Below are 19,261 nucleotides of genomic sequence, written 5' to 3' on the forward strand. Positions count from 1 at the left end.
CTGGGCAAACGGCTCGGAGCGGGACAGCACGAGGGCCGGGAGGGGCGTGCGTCGGGCGGAGGCGGGCGAGTCAGTCCGGGCAGGGCCGGAAAGGTCCGGGTGAGGTCGGGTGAGTCCGAGTGGGGCCGGAGCAGTCCGGGTGGGGCCGGGGAAGGTTGCGGCGGGGCCGGGCGGGGGCAGTGGGGTTCGCCGCTCGGGCCGGCCGCAGAATGGGGGCATGGCGGGTTCGGTGGAGCGGGCGAGGCACTGGCGGTACGCGGAGCTGCCCGGGGTCGACCTGCTGCGGGCGAGCTATGTGGAGAAGAAGTTCGTGCGGCACACCCATGAGAGCTTCGTGATCGCGGCCATCGCCGACGGTGTCGAGGTGTTCCACCACGGCGGCGCCGACCAGTACGCGGGCCCGGGCACCCTGGCCCTCGTCAACCCGGACACTCCGCACACCGGACGTGCCGGCGTGCCCGAGGGCTGGCGGTACGGCGCCGTGTACCCGTCCCCGGACGTGGTGGCCGAGATCGCCGCCGAGACGACCATGATCCGCGGTACCCCCGGGTTCGTGCATCCGGTGCTCGACGATCCCTACGCCGCCGGCCTCGTCCACCAGGTGCTGCGGGCCGTCGACGAGGGCAACGCGCTGGCCGCGGACACCCTGCTGCGGGTCGCCGTGACCCGGCTGCTGCGCTTGAACGGCGGGCCCCTGCCCCAGCGCCCCGTCCGTACGGCAGGTGCCTCCGTCGCGGCACGCGCGCGTGCCGTGTTGTCGGAGCGGCTGGCCGACCCGCCTTCCCTGGAGCGACTCGCCGCCGAGCTGGGCACCAGCCCCTTCGCGTTGCTGCGGGCCTTCCGCACGGCCTACGGCATGCCACCGCACGCCTGGCTGACCGACGCGCGCGTGCGGCGGGCGCGGAGCCTGCTCGACGCGGGCACGGCTCCGGTCGATGCCGCCGTCGCCGTCGGCTTCACGGACCAGCCACACCTCAACCGCCACTTCGGCAGGATCGTGGGCGTGCCTCCGGGTGCCTACCAGCGCGAACGCATAGGCGGTCTCGGCGGCGGCCGTGAGAGTGAGGACCGCGCGCGCGGACGCACGGACGGCGCTCGGGGGCGCAAGAACGTACAAGACGCATAGCGTCGGCGGCTCGTACCGTCCGGTGCGTGGTGACTGAACAGACAGGTCTCGCGGAGACACGACACGACGGTGGCGGCACGAAATCCGACGGAGCGGTCGTCCGGGACGCACTGGGAGTCGGGGTGGCCGTCGGCCTGTCCGGGTTCGCCTTCGGGGTGACCTCGGCCGGCAGCGGGCTCAGCCTGCCGCAGACCTGCGCGCTGAGCCTCCTGGTGTTCACCGGGGCCTCCCAGTTCGCTCTCGTGGGCGCGCTCGCGGCCGGCGGCAACCCCTTCACGGCAGCCGCCGGGGCCTTCTTCCTGGGCGTGCGCAACGCGTTCTACGGGCTGCGTCTCTCCCAGGTGCTCGCCCTCCCGCGCGCGGTGCGGCCGTTCGCCGCCCAGTGGGTCATCGACGAGACCACGGCCGTCGCCCTCGCCCACCCCACGCGCCGGGCCGCCCGCATCGGTTTCACCGTCACCGGGCTCAGCCTTTATGTGCTGTGGAACCTCACCACGCTGCTCGGCGCGCTCGGCGCCGACGCCATCGGGGACACCGATGCCTGGGGGCTCGACGCGGCCGGACCCGCCGTCTTCCTGGCCCTCCTCGCGCCGATGCTGAAGACCGCGGGGGAGCGGGCCGTCGCGGGCGTCGCGGTCGTCCTGGGGCTGGGCCTGCTGCCCGTACTGCCCGCCGGGGTCCCGGTCCTGGTCGCCGCGACGGCCGCCCCGATCGTCCTCTGGGCGCAGGGGCGCCGCCGCAGGGCCGGCGGGCCACGGATGGACCGCCGGAGGGGAGACGGCCGGCCGGAGGTCGGGCAGGACGAGGCCGCGCGCGGACAGGGTGTGGACGTCGGTGGGCACGGACCACAGGGCGAGGGCGGCCGACGCGACGACGGGCAGGGGGAGCACCGGTGAACGTCTGGATCGCGGTCGCCGTCACCGCCGTCGGCTGCTACGCGGTCAAGCTGATCGGCCTGCTGGTGCCGGCGGGCCTCCTGGAACGCCCACTCGTGCAGCGCCTCGCCGCCTTGCTGCCCGTGGCCCTGCTCGCCGCCCTCACGGCCCAGCAGACCTTCGCCGACGGCCACGACCTGGTGGTGGACGCGAGGGCCGCGGGGCTCGCAGCGGCGGCCGTGGCGCTCCTCCTGCGGGCCCCCTTCCTGGTCGTCGTGGCCGCGGCGGTGGTGGTGACGGCGGGGGCGCGGGCGATCACGGGCTGACGGCCGCCGCAGCCGTCGTAGGGCGCACACACGCGCACACGCGTGCCGAGTCCTGAGCTGCCGGCCTCAGCTGATCGGACGCCCGTAGGCCCGCAACGTCCGCAGCGCCTCGATCGTCACGATCGGGCGGCTCTCCATGGCCGTGGTCGGAGCCCACTGCCGCCAGCGGATCGGCCAGCCGCCGTCCTCCGCCTGCTCACTCGCCAGGAAATCGAGGGAACGGGACATCTCCTCGTCGGTGAACCACGCGCGCGCGAGGGACTCCGGGGTGCGCGCGAAGTCGTGCGGGTAGTGGTGCTCGCCCGGCGCGTAACCGGCCGACACCGGGAAGTCGTTCGGTCGCTCCGGATCCAGCGCGGCGAGCCGGTGCTCGCGCACCAGGCGGCCCAGCCGGTCGGCTGCCGCCCGCGCGCGGGGGCGGTCCGGCACCGACTCCAGGAACGCCACGGCGGCATGGATCTCGTAGGGGTGCGACTTCTCCATGGACTCGACCGCCTGCCAGCAGAAGTCCGTGGCCCGGAACAACCACGCGTGCCACACCTGGTTGCGGTGCAGCAGGCCCACCACGGGCCCGGTGGCCAGCAGGTCACTGGGCGGGTCGTCGACGATCGGCACGAACGGGGCCGCCGGATAGCCGCGCTGGCTGGGGTGCACCGCGGGGAGCGCGCCGTCCGGGGTGGACACCGAGGTCAGATAGCGGCACACGCGCTCCACCCGCTGTCCGCCGCAGCGCCCGATCGAATCCAGGACACGCAGCGCGTGGCCGGTGTGCAGCGGCTGGCTCACGGGTCCGCGCAGATCGGGTTCGAGCGCGTGTCCGTACCCCTCGTCGGCGTTGCGGTAGGCGGCCAGCGCGGTCTCCACCGCGTCGGCGCTCCCCTCCAGGAAGTGGTAGGCGAAGCGGCGCTGCTCCAGTACGCGCGCGGTCAGCCAGACGAACTGCTCGGCGCGAGCCAGCGGGGTGCGCGCCGGGGACGACGAGGGGAGTGGGGATGCTCCGGTTTCGGACATGGCTCCGACCGTAGGGCGGAAAGCGGTATCGGAAAGCCGTCCCGCGAAGGCCCACCCCCTGGGGCGGGATACTGGACTCATGCGGTTGACGGTCTTCTGGCAGCGGATGGCGGAGCACTTCGGTGCGGGGTACGCCGACACCTTCGCGCGTGATCATGTGATGGCCGACCTCGGTGGACGCACGGTCCACGAGGCCCTGGACGCGGGCTGGGAGGCCAAGGACGTGTGGCGCGTGGTGTGCGCGACCATGGGCGTTCCTGCCGAAAACCGCTGAAAAGCCCGGGACTTCACCACGCGGACGTCGGTCGTTGCACCGGAGGATCCGGGGGCGGCGACTGATTGTCGGTGGCGTGGGCGAGACTTGGTGCGTGGCCCCCACAGACGAGACCGCGAGGTTCCAGCAGCAGGCACCCCCGTCCGACACGACACCCCCCGCCGGCCCCCCGTCCGGCCCGGGACCGGGTGTCGCGCCGAGCGGCCGAATGCCGCGCTGGCTGCCGCGCGCGATGGTGCTCGCGCTCTCCCTCGTCGCCGTCTTCCAGCTGGGCAGCTGGGCCTTCCATCAGCTCATCGGACTGCTGGTCAACATCCTCATCGCCTTCTTCCTGGCGCTCGCGATCGAGCCCGCGGTGAGCTGGATGGCCTCGAAGGGGCTGCGCAGGGGCTTCGCCACCTTCCTGGTCTTCCTGATCACACTGGTCGGGGCCGCGGGGTTCGTCACCCTGCTCGGCTCGATGCTCGCCGGCCAGATCATCAAGATGGTCGAGGACTTCCCGGCGTACCTCGACTCCGTCATCAGCTGGATCAACACCACCTTCCACACCGAGCTCAAGCGCGTCGACATCCAGGAGGGGCTGCTCCGCTCCGACTGGCTCCAGAAGTACGTGCAGAACAGCGCCACGGGCGTCCTCGACGTCTCCGCGCAGGTCCTGGGCGGCCTCTTCCAACTGCTGACGATCGCGCTGTTCTCGTTCTACTTCGCCGCAGACGGACCACGACTGCGGCGCGCGCTGTGCTCCGTGCTGCCGCCCGCGAAGCAGGCCGAGGTGCTGCGCGCGTGGGAGATCGCCGTGGACAAGACCGGCGGCTATCTCTACTCGCGCGGGCTGATGGCGCTGATCTCCGGCGCGGCGCACTACGTCCTGCTGGAGTACCTCGACGTGCCCTACGCACCCGCGCTCGCGGTCTGGGTCGGCCTGGTCTCGCAGTTCATCCCCACCATCGGCACCTACCTGGCGGGTGCCCTGCCGATGCTGATCGCCTTCACGGTCAACCCGTGGTACGCGTTGTGGGTCCTCGTCTTCGTGGTCCTCTACCAGCAGTTCGAGAACTACGTGCTGCAGCCCAAGCTGACCGCCAAGACCGTGGACATCCACCCGGCCGTCGCCTTCGGGTCGGTCATCGCGGGTACCGCCCTCCTCGGGGCCGTCGGCGCGCTCATCGCCATTCCGGCCATCGCCACCCTGCAGGCCTTCCTCGGGGCGTACGTGAAGCGGTACGACGTCACGGACGACCCCCGCGTGCACGGTCACCGCAGACGCGGCTCACGCAACCCCGTCGCGCGCCTGCGCAGGAGGTTGGAGGAGAAGGCGGACCGGCAGCAGCCGACGAGCCGACCGACGGACGACGCCGGAGACGACGCCGGGGGCGATGACGGCCCCGAGAGCGGCGCCGGTCCCGAGAGCGGCGCCGGGCCGGAGCGCGGCACTCCGTAGGGCGCGGCCCCCCGGGCCGTTTCGCGCTGTTCCGCCGTCACCGGGCGCCACCGGCCCGGGGCGGCCGCACGGGCAGGCGCATCGGCAACGACAGGAGGAATGCCCTCCGGACGGCTCGTGGTGTCGCTTGACACTAAAATCGAACATCTATTCTTATGGAGGCTCCGGCGCGGCTGTCGACGGGAGTTCGACAGGGTTTTCGTGGAGAAGTGCCCGAGTTATCCACAGGCCGGGCGGGCGTAGGGCCCCATTGTCAGTGGCAGGCGTTAGCGTCTTTCACGTGAAGCGATCGACTCAAGCAAACCGGGTGGAACCCATGGCAGGAACCGACCGCGAGAAGGCGCTCGACGCCGCGCTCGCACAGATTGAACGACAATTCGGCAAGGGCGCGGTCATGCGCATGGGCGACCGGTCCAAGGAGCCCATCGAGGTCATCCCGACCGGGTCGACCGCGCTCGACGTGGCCCTCGGCGTCGGCGGCCTGCCGCGTGGCCGTGTGGTGGAGGTGTACGGACCGGAGTCCTCCGGTAAGACGACCCTGACGCTGCACGCGGTGGCGAACGCCCAGAAGGCCGGCGGCCAGGTCGCCTTCGTGGACGCCGAGCACGCCCTCGACCCCGAGTACGCGAAGAAGCTCGGCGTCGACATCGACAACCTGATCCTGTCCCAGCCGGACAACGGCGAGCAGGCCCTGGAGATCGTGGACATGCTGGTCCGCTCCGGTGCCCTGGACCTCATCGTCATCGACTCCGTCGCAGCCCTCGTCCCGCGCGCGGAGATCGAGGGTGAGATGGGCGACAGCCACGTCGGTCTGCAGGCCCGGCTGATGAGCCAGGCCCTGCGGAAGATCACCAGCGCGCTCAACCAGTCCAAGACCACCGCCATCTTCATCAACCAGCTCCGCGAGAAGATCGGCGTGATGTTCGGCTCCCCGGAGACCACGACCGGTGGCCGGGCGCTGAAGTTCTACGCCTCGGTGCGACTCGATATCCGCCGCATCGAGACCCTCAAGGACGGCACGGACGCGGTCGGCAACCGCACTCGCGTCAAGGTCGTCAAGAACAAGGTCGCGCCGCCCTTCAAGCAGGCTGAGTTCGACATCCTCTACGGCCAGGGCATCAGCCGTGAGGGCGGTCTGATCGACATGGGCGTGGAGCACGGCTTCGTGCGCAAGGCCGGCGCCTGGTACACGTACGAGGGCGACCAGCTCGGCCAGGGCAAGGAGAACGCCCGTAACTTCCTGAAGGACAACCCCGATCTCGCCAACGAGATCGAGAAGAAGATCAAGGAGAAGCTGGGCGTCGGCGTCCGGCCCGAGGAGCCCACCGCCGAGCCGGGCGCGGACGCGGCGGTCTCGGATCCGGCCACCGCGGACGACGCCGCGAAGACGGTGCCCGTTCCGGCTGCCAAGGCCACCAAGACCAGGGCCGCGGCGGCGAAGAGCTAGTCCGTGACGCGCAGAACGGACTGGGGCGAGTACGCGTATCCCAGTGCTTCCGAGAGCCGGGAGCGCGGGGGTAACGACGGGGGCACCGGGGGATTCGGCGCGGACGGACGCGGGCGCGGGGACGAGGGGTTCCGACCGTACGGCGACGGCGGTGACGGTGACGTCGCACGGCGGGAGGACAGCTCGCCCTCCGGTGAGGGCGCGGCCGTCGGCAGCCGTCGGCGTGGCGGCGGCACCTCGCGCGGTGCGGGCGGCGACGCACGTGGCCGGCGTGGCGCTCGAAGCGGTCGGCGGCGCGGCTTCGGGGAATCGGGCGACGGCCCGGACGACGGGGGACCACAGGACGGGGGTTCGTCTTTCTCGTCGAGGGCCGAGGAAGGGGAGTCCTCAGGGGACCCGGCTGAGCGGGCGCGCGCGATCTGCCTGCGCCTGCTCACCGGGACCCCGCGCACTCGTAAGCAACTCGCGGACGCCCTGCAGAAACGGGAGATCCCCGAGGATGTGGCGGACGAGGTGCTGTCGAGGTTCGAGGAGGTCGGACTGATCAACGACAGCGCGTTCGCCGACGCCTGGGTGGAGTCCCGGCATCACGGTCGGGGCCTGGCGCGACGGGCTCTCGCCAGGGAGCTGCGTACCAAGGGTGTCGACTCGGCACTGATCGACGAGGCCGTCTCCCAGCTCGACTCGGAGCAGGAGGAGACCACCGCGCGCGAGCTCGTCGCGCGCAAGCTGCGCGCCACTCGAGGCCTCGATCGCGACAAACGCCTCCGTCGCCTCGCCGGCATGCTCGCCCGCAAGGGCTACCCCGAGGGAATGGCCCTGCGAGTGGTCAGGCAGGCGCTGGAGGAGGAGGGGGAGGAGACGGAGGGGCTGGAGGACGAGGGGTACTGAGGGCTGGGGTTGAAGCGAGGGGGAGCGAGCCCGGGCCGCTCGGGCCCTGGGGCTCACCGCCAGTCGGCCCCCGGACTCACTGCCAGTCAGATGGGCGCTCGACGTGTTCCAGGCGCAGCACCTGTCCCGTGCGGCTGAAGCGGCGGATGCGGGGGAGGGGCGGGTAGTAGGCGTGGACGGAGATCGCGTGCTCCTCGTGGGACTCGTTGAGCACCTCGTGGACATGGTGGCGTCCGAAGGAGCGGCCCTTGCCGGCGGACAACTGCCGCTCGCGGTCGACGCCTTCGTTGAGTTCGAGGGTCTTCCAGCCGTCGGTGGGCAGCCGGGCGGCGAGAGAGTACTCCTTGAGTTCGCCCGCCGCCGTGACGAAGGCGCCCACCGAGTCGGCGTGGTCGTGCCAGCCGGTCCCCGTGCCGGGCGGCCACCCGATCAGCCAGGCCTCGCTGCCGCCGGGACCTTCGAGCCGTACCCAGGTACGGCCCTCGGGGTCGAGCGGGAGGGACGCGATCAGCTCGGCGTCGGCGGCGGCGCGACGCGCGAAGTCGAGCAGTTCCGCCTGCGTGGGGGCGGAGACGGCCGGAGCGGAAGTAGGGGGAACAACGGGGGACACAGACACGGGTACCGTCCTGAATGTGCGTTCGCTCGGGAGCGCGCGGCCGCATACGGGTGGCGCGCGAAAGAAGAGGGATGCGAAGTCAGCAGGACGGACGACACACGCAGCCCGCGTAGCGGACGAGGTCCATATGGACCCTCCGCCACAGGCGCGTAGAGGTGTCGGTCACGGACCGGAGTACACCACGACCGGGCTGGACGGTCAACTCACCGTCACTATGTGGACACACAGTGACGGCGGTCGACGAAGGACGAGGGCGCTACGAGGGCATCTCAACGCGCGCTCGTGGCCGCGTCGCTGGGCTCGGGCTGTTGCTTCGCCCCGCCCAGTGTCGCTTCCGCGGCCGCGTACAGGTCGGCGGGGCGTACGCCGCTCATGGCCGTGACGAGGTAGCCGTCGGGGCGGACGAGGAGGACGGTGTGGGCACCCGCGCCCGGGTAGGCCTCGGCGACCAGCAACTCGGCGGGCCGCGGCAGGGCCGAGACGGCGGCGGCGAGACGGGGCATGATCCCGGCGCTCATCCAGTGCTTGCGCTCCCACACCCCGGTGCCCGGCGCGACCAGCACGACCAGCAGTGCCCCGCGTCCGAGCCGGTCCCGCAGCGGTACGAAGGAGCCGTCCTCCGCCGTCACCTCCACATCAACGACCTGGGTGCCCGGCGCTGTGTCGACCGGGGTCTCCGCAGCGGCGCGCGGAGGCATGAGCGGGGAGTCGGAGTACGCCCCCGGCGCACCCAGTGCCCCGCGCCCCAGGTGCCCGTCGGCCAGCAGCGCGTCGTGTCCCCGGGCCGAGCCGGGGACGTACGACCGCAGCCCCTTGCCGCCGCGCAGCAGCGGCAGCACCTGGTCGGCGGCGCGCAGCCGGGCGGCGACGACCGCGCGCCGTTCCGTCTGGTAGCTGTCGAGGAGGGTCTCGTGGGGGCCGTGGTGCCAGGCCAGGGCCAGTTTCCAGGCGAGGTTGTCGGCGTCCCGCAGGCCCTCGTCGAGACCCTGGGTGCCGAGCGCCCCGAGCAGGTGCGCGGCGTCCCCGGCGAGGAAGACCCGGCCCACCCGCCACCGCCGGGCGAGCCGGTGGTGCACGGTGTGGACGCCGGTGTCCAGCAGGTCGTACGGCGGGGTCGAGCCGCCCGTCCAGCCGGCGAGGGTCTCACGGACGCGGGTCACGAGGAGCTCGGGCGTCACGAGGTCCTTGCCCGGGGGCAGGAGCCAGTCGAGGCGCCAGACACCCTCGTCGAGGGGCCGTGCGGCGATCTCCCCGCCGGACGGGCCCGCCGTGCGCCACGGTGGCATGCGGTGCAGCAACGCTTCGCCCGGCCAGGGGAGTTCCGCGCGGAGCGCCGCCACCGCGTGACGTTCCACCGCCGTCCGGCCGGGGAAGCGGATGTCCTGGAGCTTGCGGACCGTCGAGCGGGGGCCGTCGCACCCCACCAGGTAACTGCCGCGCCACCAGGTGCTCTTGGGGCCGCGGGTGTGGGCCGTGACGCCGGACTTCTCCTGCTCCAGCGCGTCGAGCCGGCTCTCCACGGCGATCTTGACGAGCCGCTCACCGGCGATGGCCTCGCGCAGGGCCGCGGTCAGGACGTGCTGGGCGATGTGGAGCGGGGGGAGGTCGGTGGAACCTTCCACGACGGCGTCGTGGCCACCGCGGGCACCCTTCGCGCCCTCCCCGGGCGAGAGGCCCGGCTCCTCGAAGTCGGCTTCCACGAATCGGACCTGACGCATCACCTGCTTGCGTCGCATCGACCGCCATCCGGCCCAGCGGAAGCCCACCCGGGAGAGGGGGGCGCCGGACAACCGTTCCAGCAGGGCGGCGGTGTCCTCGTTCAGGACCACCGTCCGCGCGAGCCGCTGCTCGTCCTTCCCCGGTCCCTCGTCGAGGACCACGGACGGCACCTCCTGGCGCGCCAGCGCCAGGGCGAGCGTGAGCCCCACGGGCCCCGCACCGACGATGATCACCGGATCCACGGCGCGGTGCCCCCTGCCCGACGTGACGTCCCGGCGGACGTGGGTGAACAGGAAGTTGGAGCAGGGTGCACGATCACAGAACGTATGCAACCCATTGCCGGTGCTTGCGTCAAGTGACGGAGGGCAGTGGCGATCATGCCACTGCCCTCCGGAGAGCGATTCGGGGGGCACCCTGGGAGGATGCCACCTGACCTTCTGTCAGTTGCCGGAGTCTCCGCCGCCTCCGCCGCCTGCGTCCCCGATGCCGATGGCACCGACACCGCCGATGGCGCCACCCGCGCCGGCCGCCGCAGTGCCCTCGATCGCCGCGGGGCCGAGGACCGCACCGGTCGACTTCTTGCCCCGCCGCAGCCTGCCCTCCAGCCAGCTCGCGAAGCTGGTGATGATGAAGTTCAGGACGATGTAGATGATCGCGACGATGACGAAGCTGGGCACGACGTTGGCGTAGAACGCGGCCAGTGTCGCGCGGCCGTTGAGCAGTTCGGTGAAGCCGATCATCACGCCGCCGAGCGCGGTGTCCTTCACGATGACCACGAGCTGACTGACGATGGCAGGCAGCATCACGGTGACGGCCTGCGGCAGCAGGATGCTGCCCATCGTCTGACCCTTGCGCAGGCCGATCGCCTGAGCGGCCTCCGTCTGGCCCTTGGGGAGGGCGAGGATGCCGGCGCGTACGACCTCGGCGAGCACCGAGGCGTTGTAGAGCACCAGACCGGTGACGACCGCGTACATCGGTCGGTCCTCGGTGCTGACGCCAGTCGAGCGCGCGAAGAACTCGTTGGCGAACAGCATCAGCAGCAGGACGGGGATGGCCCGGAAGAACTCGACCACCGCTCCGGCCGGAATGCGGACCCACCGGTGGTCGGAGAGGCGCGCGATGCCGAAGAGCGCACCGAGGGGAAGGGCGATCACCATGGCGAGCGCCGCAGCCTTGAGCGTGTTGGCGAGACCAGGCAGCAGATACGTCGTCCAGGCCTCGGAGGTGACGAACGGCTTCCAGAGCTTCCACTCCAGCTGGTTCCTGCTGTCCAGTGCTCGCCAGAGCCACCAGGCGAGGAGGGCCAGCAGGACGAAGAACACCACCGTGAAGATCACATTGCGCCGTTTGGCCCGGGGGCCGGGGGCGTCGTAGAGGACGGAACTCATCGCTTCACCGCCAGTCGCTTGCTCAGCCAGCCGAGGATCAGACCGGTGGGCAGGGTCAGAACCACGAACCCGAAGGCGAAGATGGCGCCGATGAGCAGGGTCTGCGCCTCCTTCTCGATCATGCCCTTCATGAGGTATGCGGCCTCCGCCACACCGATCGCGGCGGCTACCGTCGTGTTCTTGGTGAGCGCGATCAGTACGTTGGCCAGCGGGCCGATGACGGCGCGGAACGCCTGCGGCAGCACGATGAGCCCCAGGACCTGGCTGAAGCTCAGCCCGATGGCGCGTGCCGCCTCGGCCTGGCCCACGGGCACCGTGTTGATGCCGGAGCGCAGCGCCTCGCAGACGAATGCCGCGGTGTAGGCCACGAAACCGAGGATGGCCAGTCGAAAGGCCGTGAGCTTGACGTCGTTGCCCGCACCCATCGTCACGCGGAAGATGTCGGCGAGGCCGAGCGAGGTGAAGACGATGATGACGGTCAGCGGAATGTTCCGCACGACGTTCACGTAGATGGCGCCGAAGCCGCGCATCAGGGGGACGGGGCTGACACGCATGGCGGCCAGCAGGGTGCCCCAGATCAGAGAGCCGATGGCTGAGAGGACGGTGAGTTTGACCGTCATCCAGAACGCACCCAAGAAGCTCGGGTCGTCGTAGTTTGAAAGGAAGTCGAACACTGTCTCCCGCGCTTCCGGGTGTGTGGCGTACGAGGCAGGCGCAGCGCGCCGCCGCCTCTACCGCGCTCTGCGGCGGGCGGCGGCGCGACTACGAGACCCGCGCTGGGTGCGGGTACCCGCTTACTTGACGATGTCGCCGATCTTCGGGGCGGGCTCGTTCTTGTAGTCGGCCGGGCCGAAGTTCTCCTTGACCGCGGTCTCCCAGGCGCCGTCGCTGACCATCTTCTCCAGGGCGGCGTTGATCTTGTCCACGGTCGCGGTGTCGCCCTTCTTGACGCCGATGCCGTAGTTCTCGTTGCTGAGCTTCAGGCCCGCGAGCTTGAACTGACCCTTGTAGTTCTCCTGCGAGGCGAAGCCCGCGAGGATCGAGTCGTCGGTGGTGACGGCGTCCACGGCACCGCTCTGCAGGCCGGCGATGCACTCCGAGTAGCCGCCGTACTCCTTCAACTGGGCCTTCGGAGCGATGTCCTTCTTGACGTTCTCCGCCGAGGTGGAGCCGGTCACCGAGCAGAGGGTCTTGCCGTTGAGGTCCGTGCCCTTGGCGATGTCCGAGTCCGCCTTGACCAGCAGGTCCTGGTGGGCCAGCAGGTACGGGCCGGCGAAGTCGACGAGCTTCGCGCGCTCGTCGTTGATCGAGTAGGTGGCCGCGATGAACTTGACGTCGCCGCGGGCCAGCGCGTTCTCGCGGTCGGCGCTCTTGGTCTCGACGAACTCGATCTGCTTGGGCTCGTAACCGAGTTCCTTGGCCACGTACGTCGCCACGTCGACGTCGAAGCCGGAGAAGGTGCCGTCGGGCTCCTTCAGACCGAGACCCGGCTGGTCGTACTTGATACCGATCTTGATCTTGTCGCCGCCACCGGAGCCGGAGCCGGTGTCCGAACCGTTGTCGTCGCCGTTGTCACCGCCACAAGCGGTGGCCGTGAGGGCGAGGACGAGGGCGGCTGCTGCTGCGGCGGAGGCCTTACGGAGCTTCATGGTGAACATCCTTTGCGTGGTGAAGAGATGCGGACCGTCATGGTGCGGGTGCCGGGGCCGGATGAGGCGTCGGCAGGGCCGTCAGTGGTGCAGGATCTTCGACAGGAAGTCCTTGGCCCGGTCGCTGCGGGGGTTGCTGAAGAACTGGTCCGGCACAGCCTCTTCGACGATGCGGCCGTCCGCCATGAAGACCACCCGGTTGGCGGCCGAACGGGCGAAGCCCATCTCGTGGGTGACCACGACCATGGTCATGCCGTCGCGAGCCAGTTGCTGCATGACTTCCAGGACCTCGTTGATCATCTCGGGGTCGAGTGCCGAGGTCGGCTCGTCGAAGAGCATGACCTTGGGGTCCATGGCCAGCGCCCGCGCGATCGCGACACGCTGCTGCTGACCTCCCGAGAGCTGCGCGGGGTACTTGTCCGCCTGGGTACCCACGCCGACCCGGTCGAGCAGGCTCCGTGCCTTCTCCTCGGCCTGCTTCTTGTCGGTCTTGCGGACCTTGAGCTGCCCCAGCATCACGTTCTCGAGCACGGTCTTGTGCGCGAAGAGGTTGAACGACTGGAACACCATGCCGACGTCGGCCCGCAGTCGTGCGAGTGCCTTGCCCTCCGCGGGCAGCGGCTTGCCGTCGATCGAGATGTCGCCGGAGTCGATCGACTCCAGCCGGTTGATGGTGCGGCACAGGGTGGACTTACCGGACCCGGAGGGTCCGATCACCACGACGACCTCGCCCCTGGTGATCGTCAGATCGATGTCCTGGAGTACGTGCAACGCGCCGAAGTGCTTGTTGACGCTCTTCAGGACGACCAGGTCGTCGGCCGCGGGCACCGCGTCCTTGACCACCGAAACTTCGGTCATCGCTTTGGGCTCCGTCTTCCTCGGTTTCGGAGGACAGTAGTGACCGGCGACGACCAGCGTCATTACATCTGAGCGAGAATTGAGCATAACGATCTGGTAGCCGGACGGACACTGCACGTGACGGCTCCGTGCGAGGAGTTTCGGCTGGATAACGGAACCCGCTCGGAACCCGTTCGGCCTTGACGGCGTCCTCCCTCATCAGTGTGACTGCGAAGGGGCCGATACGCGCGTGCCCGGGATGCGAATCCGCGTAATGTGTGCCAGCCGAGACGCACACATGACCGAAACGCATGACCCGCCGAGCAGGAAGGGGCCGGAATGAGGCTGCTCCTCGTCGAGGACGACAACCACGTCGCCGCCGCGCTGTCCGCGGTCCTGGCCCGCCACGGCTTCGACGTCACCCACGCCCGCAGCGGCGAGGAGGCCCTCCAGGCGCTCGTCCCGGAGGGCAACGGCTACGGGGTCGTCCTGCTCGACCTCGGCCTGCCCGACCAGGACGGCTACGAGGTCTGCGGCAAGATCCGCAAGCGCACCAGCACCCCGGTGATCATGGTGACGGCCCGCTCCGACGTACGGTCCCGGATCCACGGCCTCAACCTGGGCGCCGACGACTACGTGGTCAAGCCCTACGACACCGGCGAGCTGCTCGCCCGTATCCACGCCGTCGCCCGCCGACGGGCCCCCGACGAGGCCGCGGCCCCCGGCGGCAGCGGGCTGCGGCTCGGGTCCGTGCTCATCGAGCTGCCCACCCGGCAGGTCAGCGTGGACGGCTCGGTCGTCCAGCTGACCCGCAAGGAGTTCGATCTGCTCGCGCTGCTGGCCCAGCGGCCCGGGGTCGTCTTCCGCCGGGAGCAGATCATCAGCGAGGTGTGGCGGACCAGTTGGGAAGGGACCGGACGCACCCTGGAAGTGCACGTGGCCTCCCTGCGGTCCAAGCTGCGGATGCCCGCCCTGATCGAGACGGTGCGCGGGGTCGGCTACCGGCTGGTCGCCCCGACGCCGTAGCGTGCCCGCGTGCGCACTCGTCTTCTTCCGCTGCTCATCGTCCTGATGGCCGCCGTGCTGCTGGCCCTCGGCATCCCGCTGGCGGTGAGCCTCGCGGCGGCGCGCCAGCAGGAGGTGGTCGTCGACCGCATCGACGACACGGCGCGCTTCGCGGCCCTCGCCCAGTTCGTCACCGAACGCCCGAGCGGATCCCGCGTGGACACCACGGACGGCCGCGGCGAGACCCTCCAGCGGGAGCTGGAGCAGTACTACCGGGTGTACGGCATCAAGGCCGGCGTCTTCTACCGGGAGAAGAGCCAGTCGGCCATGGCCAACGCCCCCCAGGAGTGGGGCCGGCCCACCGAGGGGGAGGGGCTCGCCGCCTTCGAGGAGGCGCTGCTGGGGCGCCGTCCGCACGACCCGAAACAGGTGTGGCCCTGGCAGGAGGGCCGGCTCGTCGTCGCGTCCCCCGTCATTCACGACGGTGACGTCGTCGCGGCCGTCGTCACCGACTCGCCCACCGACCAGATGCGCTCCAAGATCCTGCGCGGCTGGCTGATCATCGCCGCGGGCGAGAGCGCCGCGATGCTCCTCGCCGTCGGCGCCGCGCTGCGGCTGACGGGATGGGTCCTCAAGCCCGTTCGCGTCCTCGACGTCACGACCCACGCCATCGCCTCCGGGCGCCTCAAGTCACGGGTCGCGGTGGCCAGCGGGCCGCCCGAACTGAGGCGGCTGGCACGGTCGTTCAACGAGATGGCGGACAACGTCGAGGACGTGTTGGAGCAACAGCGCGCCTTCGTCGCCGACGCCTCGCACCAACTCCGCAACCCGCTGGCCGCGTTGCTGCTCCGTATCGACCTCCTCGCGCTCGAACTGCCCGAGGGCAACGAGGAGATCGCCTCCGTGCGCACCGAGGGCAAGCGGCTCGCGTCGGTCCTCGACGATCTGCTCGATCTGGCGCTCGCCGAGCACGCGGAGTCCGATCTGCGGCTCATCGACGTGGGTGAGCTGACCGCCGAGCGCGTCGCGTCCTGGTCGCCGCTGGCCGACGACAAGGGGGTGTCGCTGGCCGGCACCTGCCCGGCCACCACCGCCTGGGCCGATCCCATCGCCCTGTCCAGCGCCCTGGACGCGGTGATCGACAACGCGCTGAAGTTCACGCCCGCCGGGGAGCGGGTCGAGGTCAGGGTCACCTCGAACGGCGAGACCTCCACGGTCGTCGTCACCGACGGCGGGCCCGGCCTCAGCGACGAGGAGCTGGAGCGCGTCGGCGACCGCTTCTGGCGCAGTACCGCACACCAGAACATCAAGGGTTCGGGTCTCGGCCTCTCCATCTCCCGGGCGCTGATCGCGGCGGGCGGCGGCTCCATCGCCTACGCCCACCACGAGCCGCACGGGCTGCGGGTCACGGTGACGGTGCCCCGGTCGCGTCCGCCCGCCTGAGTGGTCCGAGCAGAGCAGGGGCGAGAGGCCGCCGGGAAGGCGTCGGCGGGCCGCTGGAAAGGTCCCTCCGGCCCCGCTGCCCCTCCGGCCCGCTGGACCCCTCCGGGCCGCTGGAAGGCCTCGCTCCGTGGGCTGAGGAGGCCCCTCCCGGTAGCTGAGGCGGCCCTCCCGGTGGCTGAGGCGGCCTCCGGGGCTACGGCTTCACCGACCCCTGAGGCGGCCTCCGGGGCTACGGCTTCACCGACCGGTAGTACGCCCTCGCGCCCTGGTGCAGCCGCAGCGGGTCCGTGTAGATCGCGGTGCGCAGATCCACCACCTGAGCCGCGTGGACGTGCTGGCCGATGTTGTCCCTGCTCTTGAGGACGACGCGGGTCAGCCATTCGGTGAGCCGGGGGTCCATGTCCGCGCGGGTGATGAGCAGGTTCGCCACGGTGAGGGTGGGCACCGGGCCCGTGAGGATGGCCGGGTAGGCGTCGGCGGGCATGACGGATGCCCGGTAGTGGCTGAAGACCCCGCCCTGGTCGTGCAGCTTCGTCACCAGGTCGCTGCGGATCGGGACGAACCGGAAGTCGTACCGCTCCTTCTCCGCGAGGTCCGTCAGCCCCTTCGTGGGCAGGCCGCCCGACCAGAAGAAGGCGTCGATCTTTCCGGTGCGCAGGGCGTCGGGGCTCGTGCCGATGGTGTCGCGCCGGGCGTCTATGTCCTTGTCGATGTCCAGCCCGTCCGCCGCCAGCAGACGTTCGGCGATCAGCCGTACGCCGGAGCCCTCGGGGCCGACGGCGACCCGCTTGCCCCTCAGCTCCGAGACGTTCTGGATGGTCGAGTCGGCCGGGACCACCAGCTGTATGTAGTCGTCGTACAGCCGGGCCACGCCCCGCAGCTTCTCGGCGCCGGGCTGGTCCTCGTCGATGTACGTCTGGACGGCGTCGGCCGCGGCGATGGCGAAGTCCGCCTGCCCGGTGGCCACCCGGCGGACGTTCGTCTGGGAACCGTTGCTCGGCATGAGCTGGACCCGCAGCCCCGGCATGTCCCCGGCGAGCGCGTTGCGCAGCCGGCTGCCGTACTCCTGGTAGACGCCCCGCTCGGCTCCCGTGGTCACCGTGATCGTCCCGCTCGGCGGCTTCTCGCTGGGCCACAACCACCACGCGAGCAGCCCGAGGACCACCAGCGAAGCCACCGAGCCCAGCAGCGCGTGCCGCCTGCCGATGCGTGGGAGTACCTGGACCATGCGACGAAATCCTGCCAGGTCAGAGAGCGGGCGGCCAGGGTCGGACCCATCCGGTGCGAGCTCGTGACCTCGGCGACGCCGGACCCGCACCGGGCGGGTCCGGCGGCCGGGGCACAGAACGTGGTCAGCGGCCGACTGCCACCGGTCGTGGTGAGCGGCCGACTGCCACCGGTCGTGGTGAGCGGCCGACTGCCACCGGTCGTGGTGAGCGGCCGACTGCCACCGGTCGTGGTCAGCGACCGGCGGCCACCGCGGTGCGCAGGCGCTCCAGCTCTCCGTACATGACCTCGCCCGGGCACTCGGTCGCCATCCAGTCCCGGTGGCCGCTGATCTCCGCGACCTCCTTCTGGGTGCCGTTGACCGGGTTGGTGTAGGTCACGCGGGCCTGGGGGTCGACGCCGTGCTGGCGGACCAGGACCTTCACCAGTCGGGTCAGTGAGGCGCGGGCGGCCTCCTTGGGGCCCTGCTCGGTGAAGGTGCCCAGCAGGGCGATACCGAGGTTGCCGGAGTTGAAGCCGCCGACGTGGAAGGCGGTCACCACCTTGCCGTCGGCGTCGTGCGCGGGCAGGCCGTCCTCGCCGGAGTAGCGGCCTTCGTAGATGCGGCCCTCCTCGTCGATGAGGAAGTGGTAGCCGATGTCGCCCCAGTCGTTGGTGACGGCGTGCAGCTGGTAGATCGCGCGGACCGTCGCGGCCGGGTCCGGGTCGTCGTTGGTCATGGCCGTGTGGTGCACGGTGATCGTCTGGAACGGGTAGAACGCGGTCGGGCTGTTCTCCGTGCCGTCCGCCTTGAACCGCAGCGACTCGTCGGCGCCCCAGGCGGCCCGCGTCAGGTACTGGACGCCCCGCACGCGGGTCGGGTCGGACGGGACGGCCACCTTGCGGTCCGGGCCGTGCAGGGTGTCGAGCGCGAGCGAGCGCAGCCCGGTGGCGCCGTCGGGCGCCTTGAGCTCGTACCCGGCGGCCTGGTCGGCCGCGAGCAGCACACCGCCGCCGTTGGCCAGGGAGCAGCCGCCGTCGCCGAGGGACTGCCACGTGCCCTGGCCGCCGTCGGCGTCCCGCAGCCGGATGCCGCCGCCGGTGGTCTCGTCGGTGCCGCCCCAGCGCACGCCCACATAACCGATGGGGAAGGCCGCCTCGACGGGCGCTTCGCCGGTGGCGGCCTCGCTGCGGGTCTTCGGGAAGGTCTCGGTCGTCGTGCCGGCGGCCGATCCCTCGGCGCCGGTGTCCGAGGACGCCGCGGTGCCGGAGTCGCCGGTCGTGGCCATCACGGTCGGCGTGATCACGGCGCCGGCGGCGACCGCGCCGGCCGCGCCGATCACCGTACGGCGGGTCACCCGGGACGTGGCCCGATGGCTGGGGGAGGTGGGGGGAACGCTCACGATGGGTCCTCAATCGCTCGGGGTGGTACGTGAAGACTCAACGAAGCGTACGGAGTGGAGTCACCGGTTCCGCCACCGCCCCCCTGTGCTGACGTAGCGTCAAACATCCGTGACAGAGACGGACTTGGGCGTCATGACCGTACGAGACGGACAGAACTGTCTGCGTGGGCCAGGTCCGGCGGCGGGGTCTCGGTAGGGTCGTCGGATGAGTTCCTCTCCCGCTCACCTGGTCCGTGAGTTCCACCGCGCCTTCGGCCTCGACGTCCGCGACACCCCCACCGAGGTCTCGCCGGAGCTGGCCGCCCACCGGGGCGAGCTGCTGGCCGAGGAGGCCGCCGAGGTCGCCGAGGTGGCGGTCGACGGGCCGCTCGACCGGCTGGCCCACGAACTGGCCGACGTGGTGTACGTGGCGTACGGCACCGCTCTCGTCCACGGCATCGACCTGGACGCGGTGATCGCCGAGATCCACCGCTCCAACATGACCAAGCTGGGCCCCGACGGGCGGGTCGCCCGCCGGGCGGACGGCAAGGTGCTCAAGGGGGACCACTACCAGGCGCCCGACGTGTCCTCGGTGCTGCGGAAGCAGGGCTGGGCGGGCTGAGCG

General features: G+C 71.0%; 20 protein-coding genes. 10 read left to right on the forward strand and 10 right to left on the reverse strand.

The annotated features are described in order from the left end of the window. Positions 1–217 precede the first annotated feature (217 nt). The 3 genes from RM704_RS14490 to RM704_RS14500 are packed head-to-tail and all read left to right on the forward strand — an operon-like array spanning position 218 to position 2,327. The gene (locus RM704_RS14490; RefSeq protein WP_033525108.1) at positions 218–1,126 is read left to right on the forward strand and encodes an AraC family transcriptional regulator; all 909 of its coding nucleotides are present in this window, start codon (positions 218–220) and stop codon (positions 1,124–1,126) included. A gap of 29 nt (positions 1,127–1,155) precedes the next feature. After that, positions 1,156–2,022: an AzlC family ABC transporter permease gene (locus RM704_RS14495; RefSeq protein ID WP_311590648.1), complete on the forward strand. Its 867-nt coding sequence runs from the start codon at positions 1,156–1,158 to the stop codon at positions 2,020–2,022. Beyond that, positions 2,019–2,327, forward strand: a complete 309-nt coding sequence (locus tag RM704_RS14500; RefSeq protein ID WP_033525109.1) for an AzlD domain-containing protein — start codon at positions 2,019–2,021, stop codon at positions 2,325–2,327. Before RM704_RS14495 ends, RM704_RS14500 begins: the two co-directional genes overlap by 4 nt. A 66-nt stretch (positions 2,328–2,393) precedes the next feature. Here RM704_RS14500 and RM704_RS14505 read toward each other — a convergent pair whose 3' ends face one another. After that, entirely contained in the window at positions 2,394–3,338 is a 945-nt protein-coding gene (locus RM704_RS14505) for a hypothetical protein (RefSeq protein WP_033525110.1), read from the reverse strand. Positions 3,339–3,417: 79 nt separating this feature from the next. Between RM704_RS14505 and RM704_RS14510 the strand changes: the two genes are divergently transcribed. From RM704_RS14510 to recX, 4 genes are all read left to right on the forward strand, one after another. Continuing rightward, entirely contained in the window at positions 3,418–3,612 is a 195-nt protein-coding gene (locus tag RM704_RS14510; RefSeq protein ID WP_033525111.1) for a DUF3046 domain-containing protein, read from the forward strand. A 94-nt stretch (positions 3,613–3,706) separates the two neighbouring features. Continuing rightward, positions 3,707–5,053: an AI-2E family transporter gene (locus RM704_RS14515; RefSeq protein WP_311590619.1), complete on the forward strand. Its 1,347-nt coding sequence runs from the start codon at positions 3,707–3,709 to the stop codon at positions 5,051–5,053. Positions 5,054–5,369: 316 nt separating this feature from the next. Continuing rightward, entirely contained in the window at positions 5,370–6,500 is a 1,131-nt protein-coding gene (gene recA / locus RM704_RS14520; RefSeq protein ID WP_033525112.1) for a recombinase RecA, read from the forward strand. 3 nt (positions 6,501–6,503) lie between these two features. After that, complete coding sequence (gene recX / locus RM704_RS14525; protein WP_078936916.1) at positions 6,504–7,391, forward strand: recombination regulator RecX; 888 nt, start codon at positions 6,504–6,506, stop codon at positions 7,389–7,391. 76 nt (positions 7,392–7,467) lie between these two features. Here recX and RM704_RS14530 read toward each other — a convergent pair whose 3' ends face one another. The 7 genes from RM704_RS14530 to RM704_RS14560 form a co-directional block, all read right to left on the reverse strand. Then, positions 7,468–8,007, reverse strand: coding sequence for a cupin domain-containing protein (locus tag RM704_RS14530; RefSeq protein WP_078936917.1), 540 nt, complete (start codon positions 8,005–8,007; stop codon positions 7,468–7,470). 79 nt (positions 8,008–8,086) lie between these two features. Continuing rightward, positions 8,087–8,233: a putative leader peptide gene (locus tag RM704_RS14535; protein WP_311590621.1), complete on the reverse strand. Its 147-nt coding sequence runs from the start codon at positions 8,231–8,233 to the stop codon at positions 8,087–8,089. A 43-nt stretch (positions 8,234–8,276) separates the two neighbouring features. Next, positions 8,277–9,968 (reverse strand): FAD-dependent monooxygenase, encoded by a 1,692-nt coding sequence (locus RM704_RS14540; RefSeq protein WP_033525114.1) that lies wholly within the window; start codon positions 9,966–9,968, stop codon positions 8,277–8,279. Between the two features lie 198 nt (positions 9,969–10,166). Continuing rightward, on the reverse strand, positions 10,167–11,114 hold the full coding sequence (locus tag RM704_RS14545; RefSeq protein ID WP_052145802.1) for an amino acid ABC transporter permease: 948 nt from the start codon (positions 11,112–11,114) through the stop codon (positions 10,167–10,169). Continuing rightward, complete coding sequence (locus RM704_RS14550; protein ID WP_033525115.1) at positions 11,111–11,788, reverse strand: amino acid ABC transporter permease; 678 nt, start codon at positions 11,786–11,788, stop codon at positions 11,111–11,113. Before RM704_RS14550 ends, RM704_RS14545 begins: the two co-directional genes overlap by 4 nt. Positions 11,789–11,908: 120 nt before the next feature. Continuing rightward, a complete protein-coding gene (locus tag RM704_RS14555) occupies positions 11,909–12,763 on the reverse strand; it encodes a glutamate ABC transporter substrate-binding protein (protein ID WP_192829554.1) in 855 nt (284 codons plus the stop codon). An 81-nt stretch (positions 12,764–12,844) separates the two neighbouring features. Then, on the reverse strand, positions 12,845–13,621 hold the full coding sequence (locus RM704_RS14560; RefSeq protein ID WP_033525117.1) for an amino acid ABC transporter ATP-binding protein: 777 nt from the start codon (positions 13,619–13,621) through the stop codon (positions 12,845–12,847). A 318-nt stretch (positions 13,622–13,939) separates the two neighbouring features. Here RM704_RS14560 and RM704_RS14565 point away from each other — a divergent pair, with 318 nt between their 5' ends. Together RM704_RS14565 and RM704_RS14570 are read left to right on the forward strand one after the other, a co-directional pair. Then, on the forward strand, positions 13,940–14,626 hold the full coding sequence (locus RM704_RS14565; protein ID WP_033525118.1) for a response regulator transcription factor: 687 nt from the start codon (positions 13,940–13,942) through the stop codon (positions 14,624–14,626). Between the two features lie 9 nt (positions 14,627–14,635). Then, complete coding sequence (locus tag RM704_RS14570) at positions 14,636–16,048, forward strand: sensor histidine kinase (protein WP_033525119.1); 1,413 nt, start codon at positions 14,636–14,638, stop codon at positions 16,046–16,048. A gap of 229 nt (positions 16,049–16,277) precedes the next feature. Here RM704_RS14570 and RM704_RS14575 read toward each other — a convergent pair whose 3' ends face one another. Beyond that, on the reverse strand, positions 16,278–17,276 hold the full coding sequence (locus tag RM704_RS14575; RefSeq protein ID WP_033525120.1) for a TAXI family TRAP transporter solute-binding subunit: 999 nt from the start codon (positions 17,274–17,276) through the stop codon (positions 16,278–16,280). 232 nt (positions 17,277–17,508) lie between these two features. Beyond that, complete coding sequence (locus RM704_RS14580) at positions 17,509–18,657, reverse strand: peptidoglycan recognition protein family protein (RefSeq protein ID WP_033525121.1); 1,149 nt, start codon at positions 18,655–18,657, stop codon at positions 17,509–17,511. A gap of 205 nt (positions 18,658–18,862) precedes the next feature. On the opposite strand from RM704_RS14580, the gene RM704_RS14585 reads away from it, so the two are divergent. Further along, positions 18,863–19,258, forward strand: a complete 396-nt coding sequence (locus RM704_RS14585) for a pyrophosphohydrolase domain-containing protein (RefSeq protein ID WP_033525122.1) — start codon at positions 18,863–18,865, stop codon at positions 19,256–19,258. The last annotated feature ends 3 nt before the right edge of the window (positions 19,259–19,261 follow it).

Source organism: Streptomyces gottesmaniae (assembly GCF_031845845.1).
GTDB lineage: Bacteria > Actinomycetota > Actinomycetes > Streptomycetales > Streptomycetaceae > Streptomyces > Streptomyces akebiae.

Excerpts from the sequence above, each read along its gene's own strand:
- RM704_RS14585 (WP_033525122.1), top strand. The coding sequence starts at position 18,863 with ATGAGTTCCTCTCCCGCTCACCTGGTCCGTGAGTTCCACCGCGCCTTC.
- RM704_RS14510 (WP_033525111.1), top strand. The coding sequence starts at position 3,418 with ATGCGGTTGACGGTCTTCTGGCAGCGGATGGCGGAGCACTTCGGTGCG.
- RM704_RS14490 (WP_033525108.1), top strand. The coding sequence starts at position 218 with ATGGCGGGTTCGGTGGAGCGGGCGAGGCACTGGCGGTACGCGGAGCTG.
- RM704_RS14555 (WP_192829554.1), bottom strand. The coding sequence starts at position 12,763 with ATGAAGCTCCGTAAGGCCTCCGCCGCAGCAGCAGCCGCCCTCGTCCTC.
- RM704_RS14575 (WP_033525120.1), bottom strand. The coding sequence starts at position 17,276 with ATGGTCCAGGTACTCCCACGCATCGGCAGGCGGCACGCGCTGCTGGGC.
- RM704_RS14505 (WP_033525110.1), bottom strand. The coding sequence starts at position 3,338 with ATGTCCGAAACCGGAGCATCCCCACTCCCCTCGTCGTCCCCGGCGCGC.
- RM704_RS14560 (WP_033525117.1), bottom strand. The coding sequence starts at position 13,621 with ATGACCGAAGTTTCGGTGGTCAAGGACGCGGTGCCCGCGGCCGACGAC.
- RM704_RS14565 (WP_033525118.1), top strand. The coding sequence starts at position 13,940 with ATGAGGCTGCTCCTCGTCGAGGACGACAACCACGTCGCCGCCGCGCTG.
- RM704_RS14545 (WP_052145802.1), bottom strand. The coding sequence starts at position 11,114 with ATGAGTTCCGTCCTCTACGACGCCCCCGGCCCCCGGGCCAAACGGCGC.
- recA (WP_033525112.1), top strand. The coding sequence starts at position 5,370 with ATGGCAGGAACCGACCGCGAGAAGGCGCTCGACGCCGCGCTCGCACAG.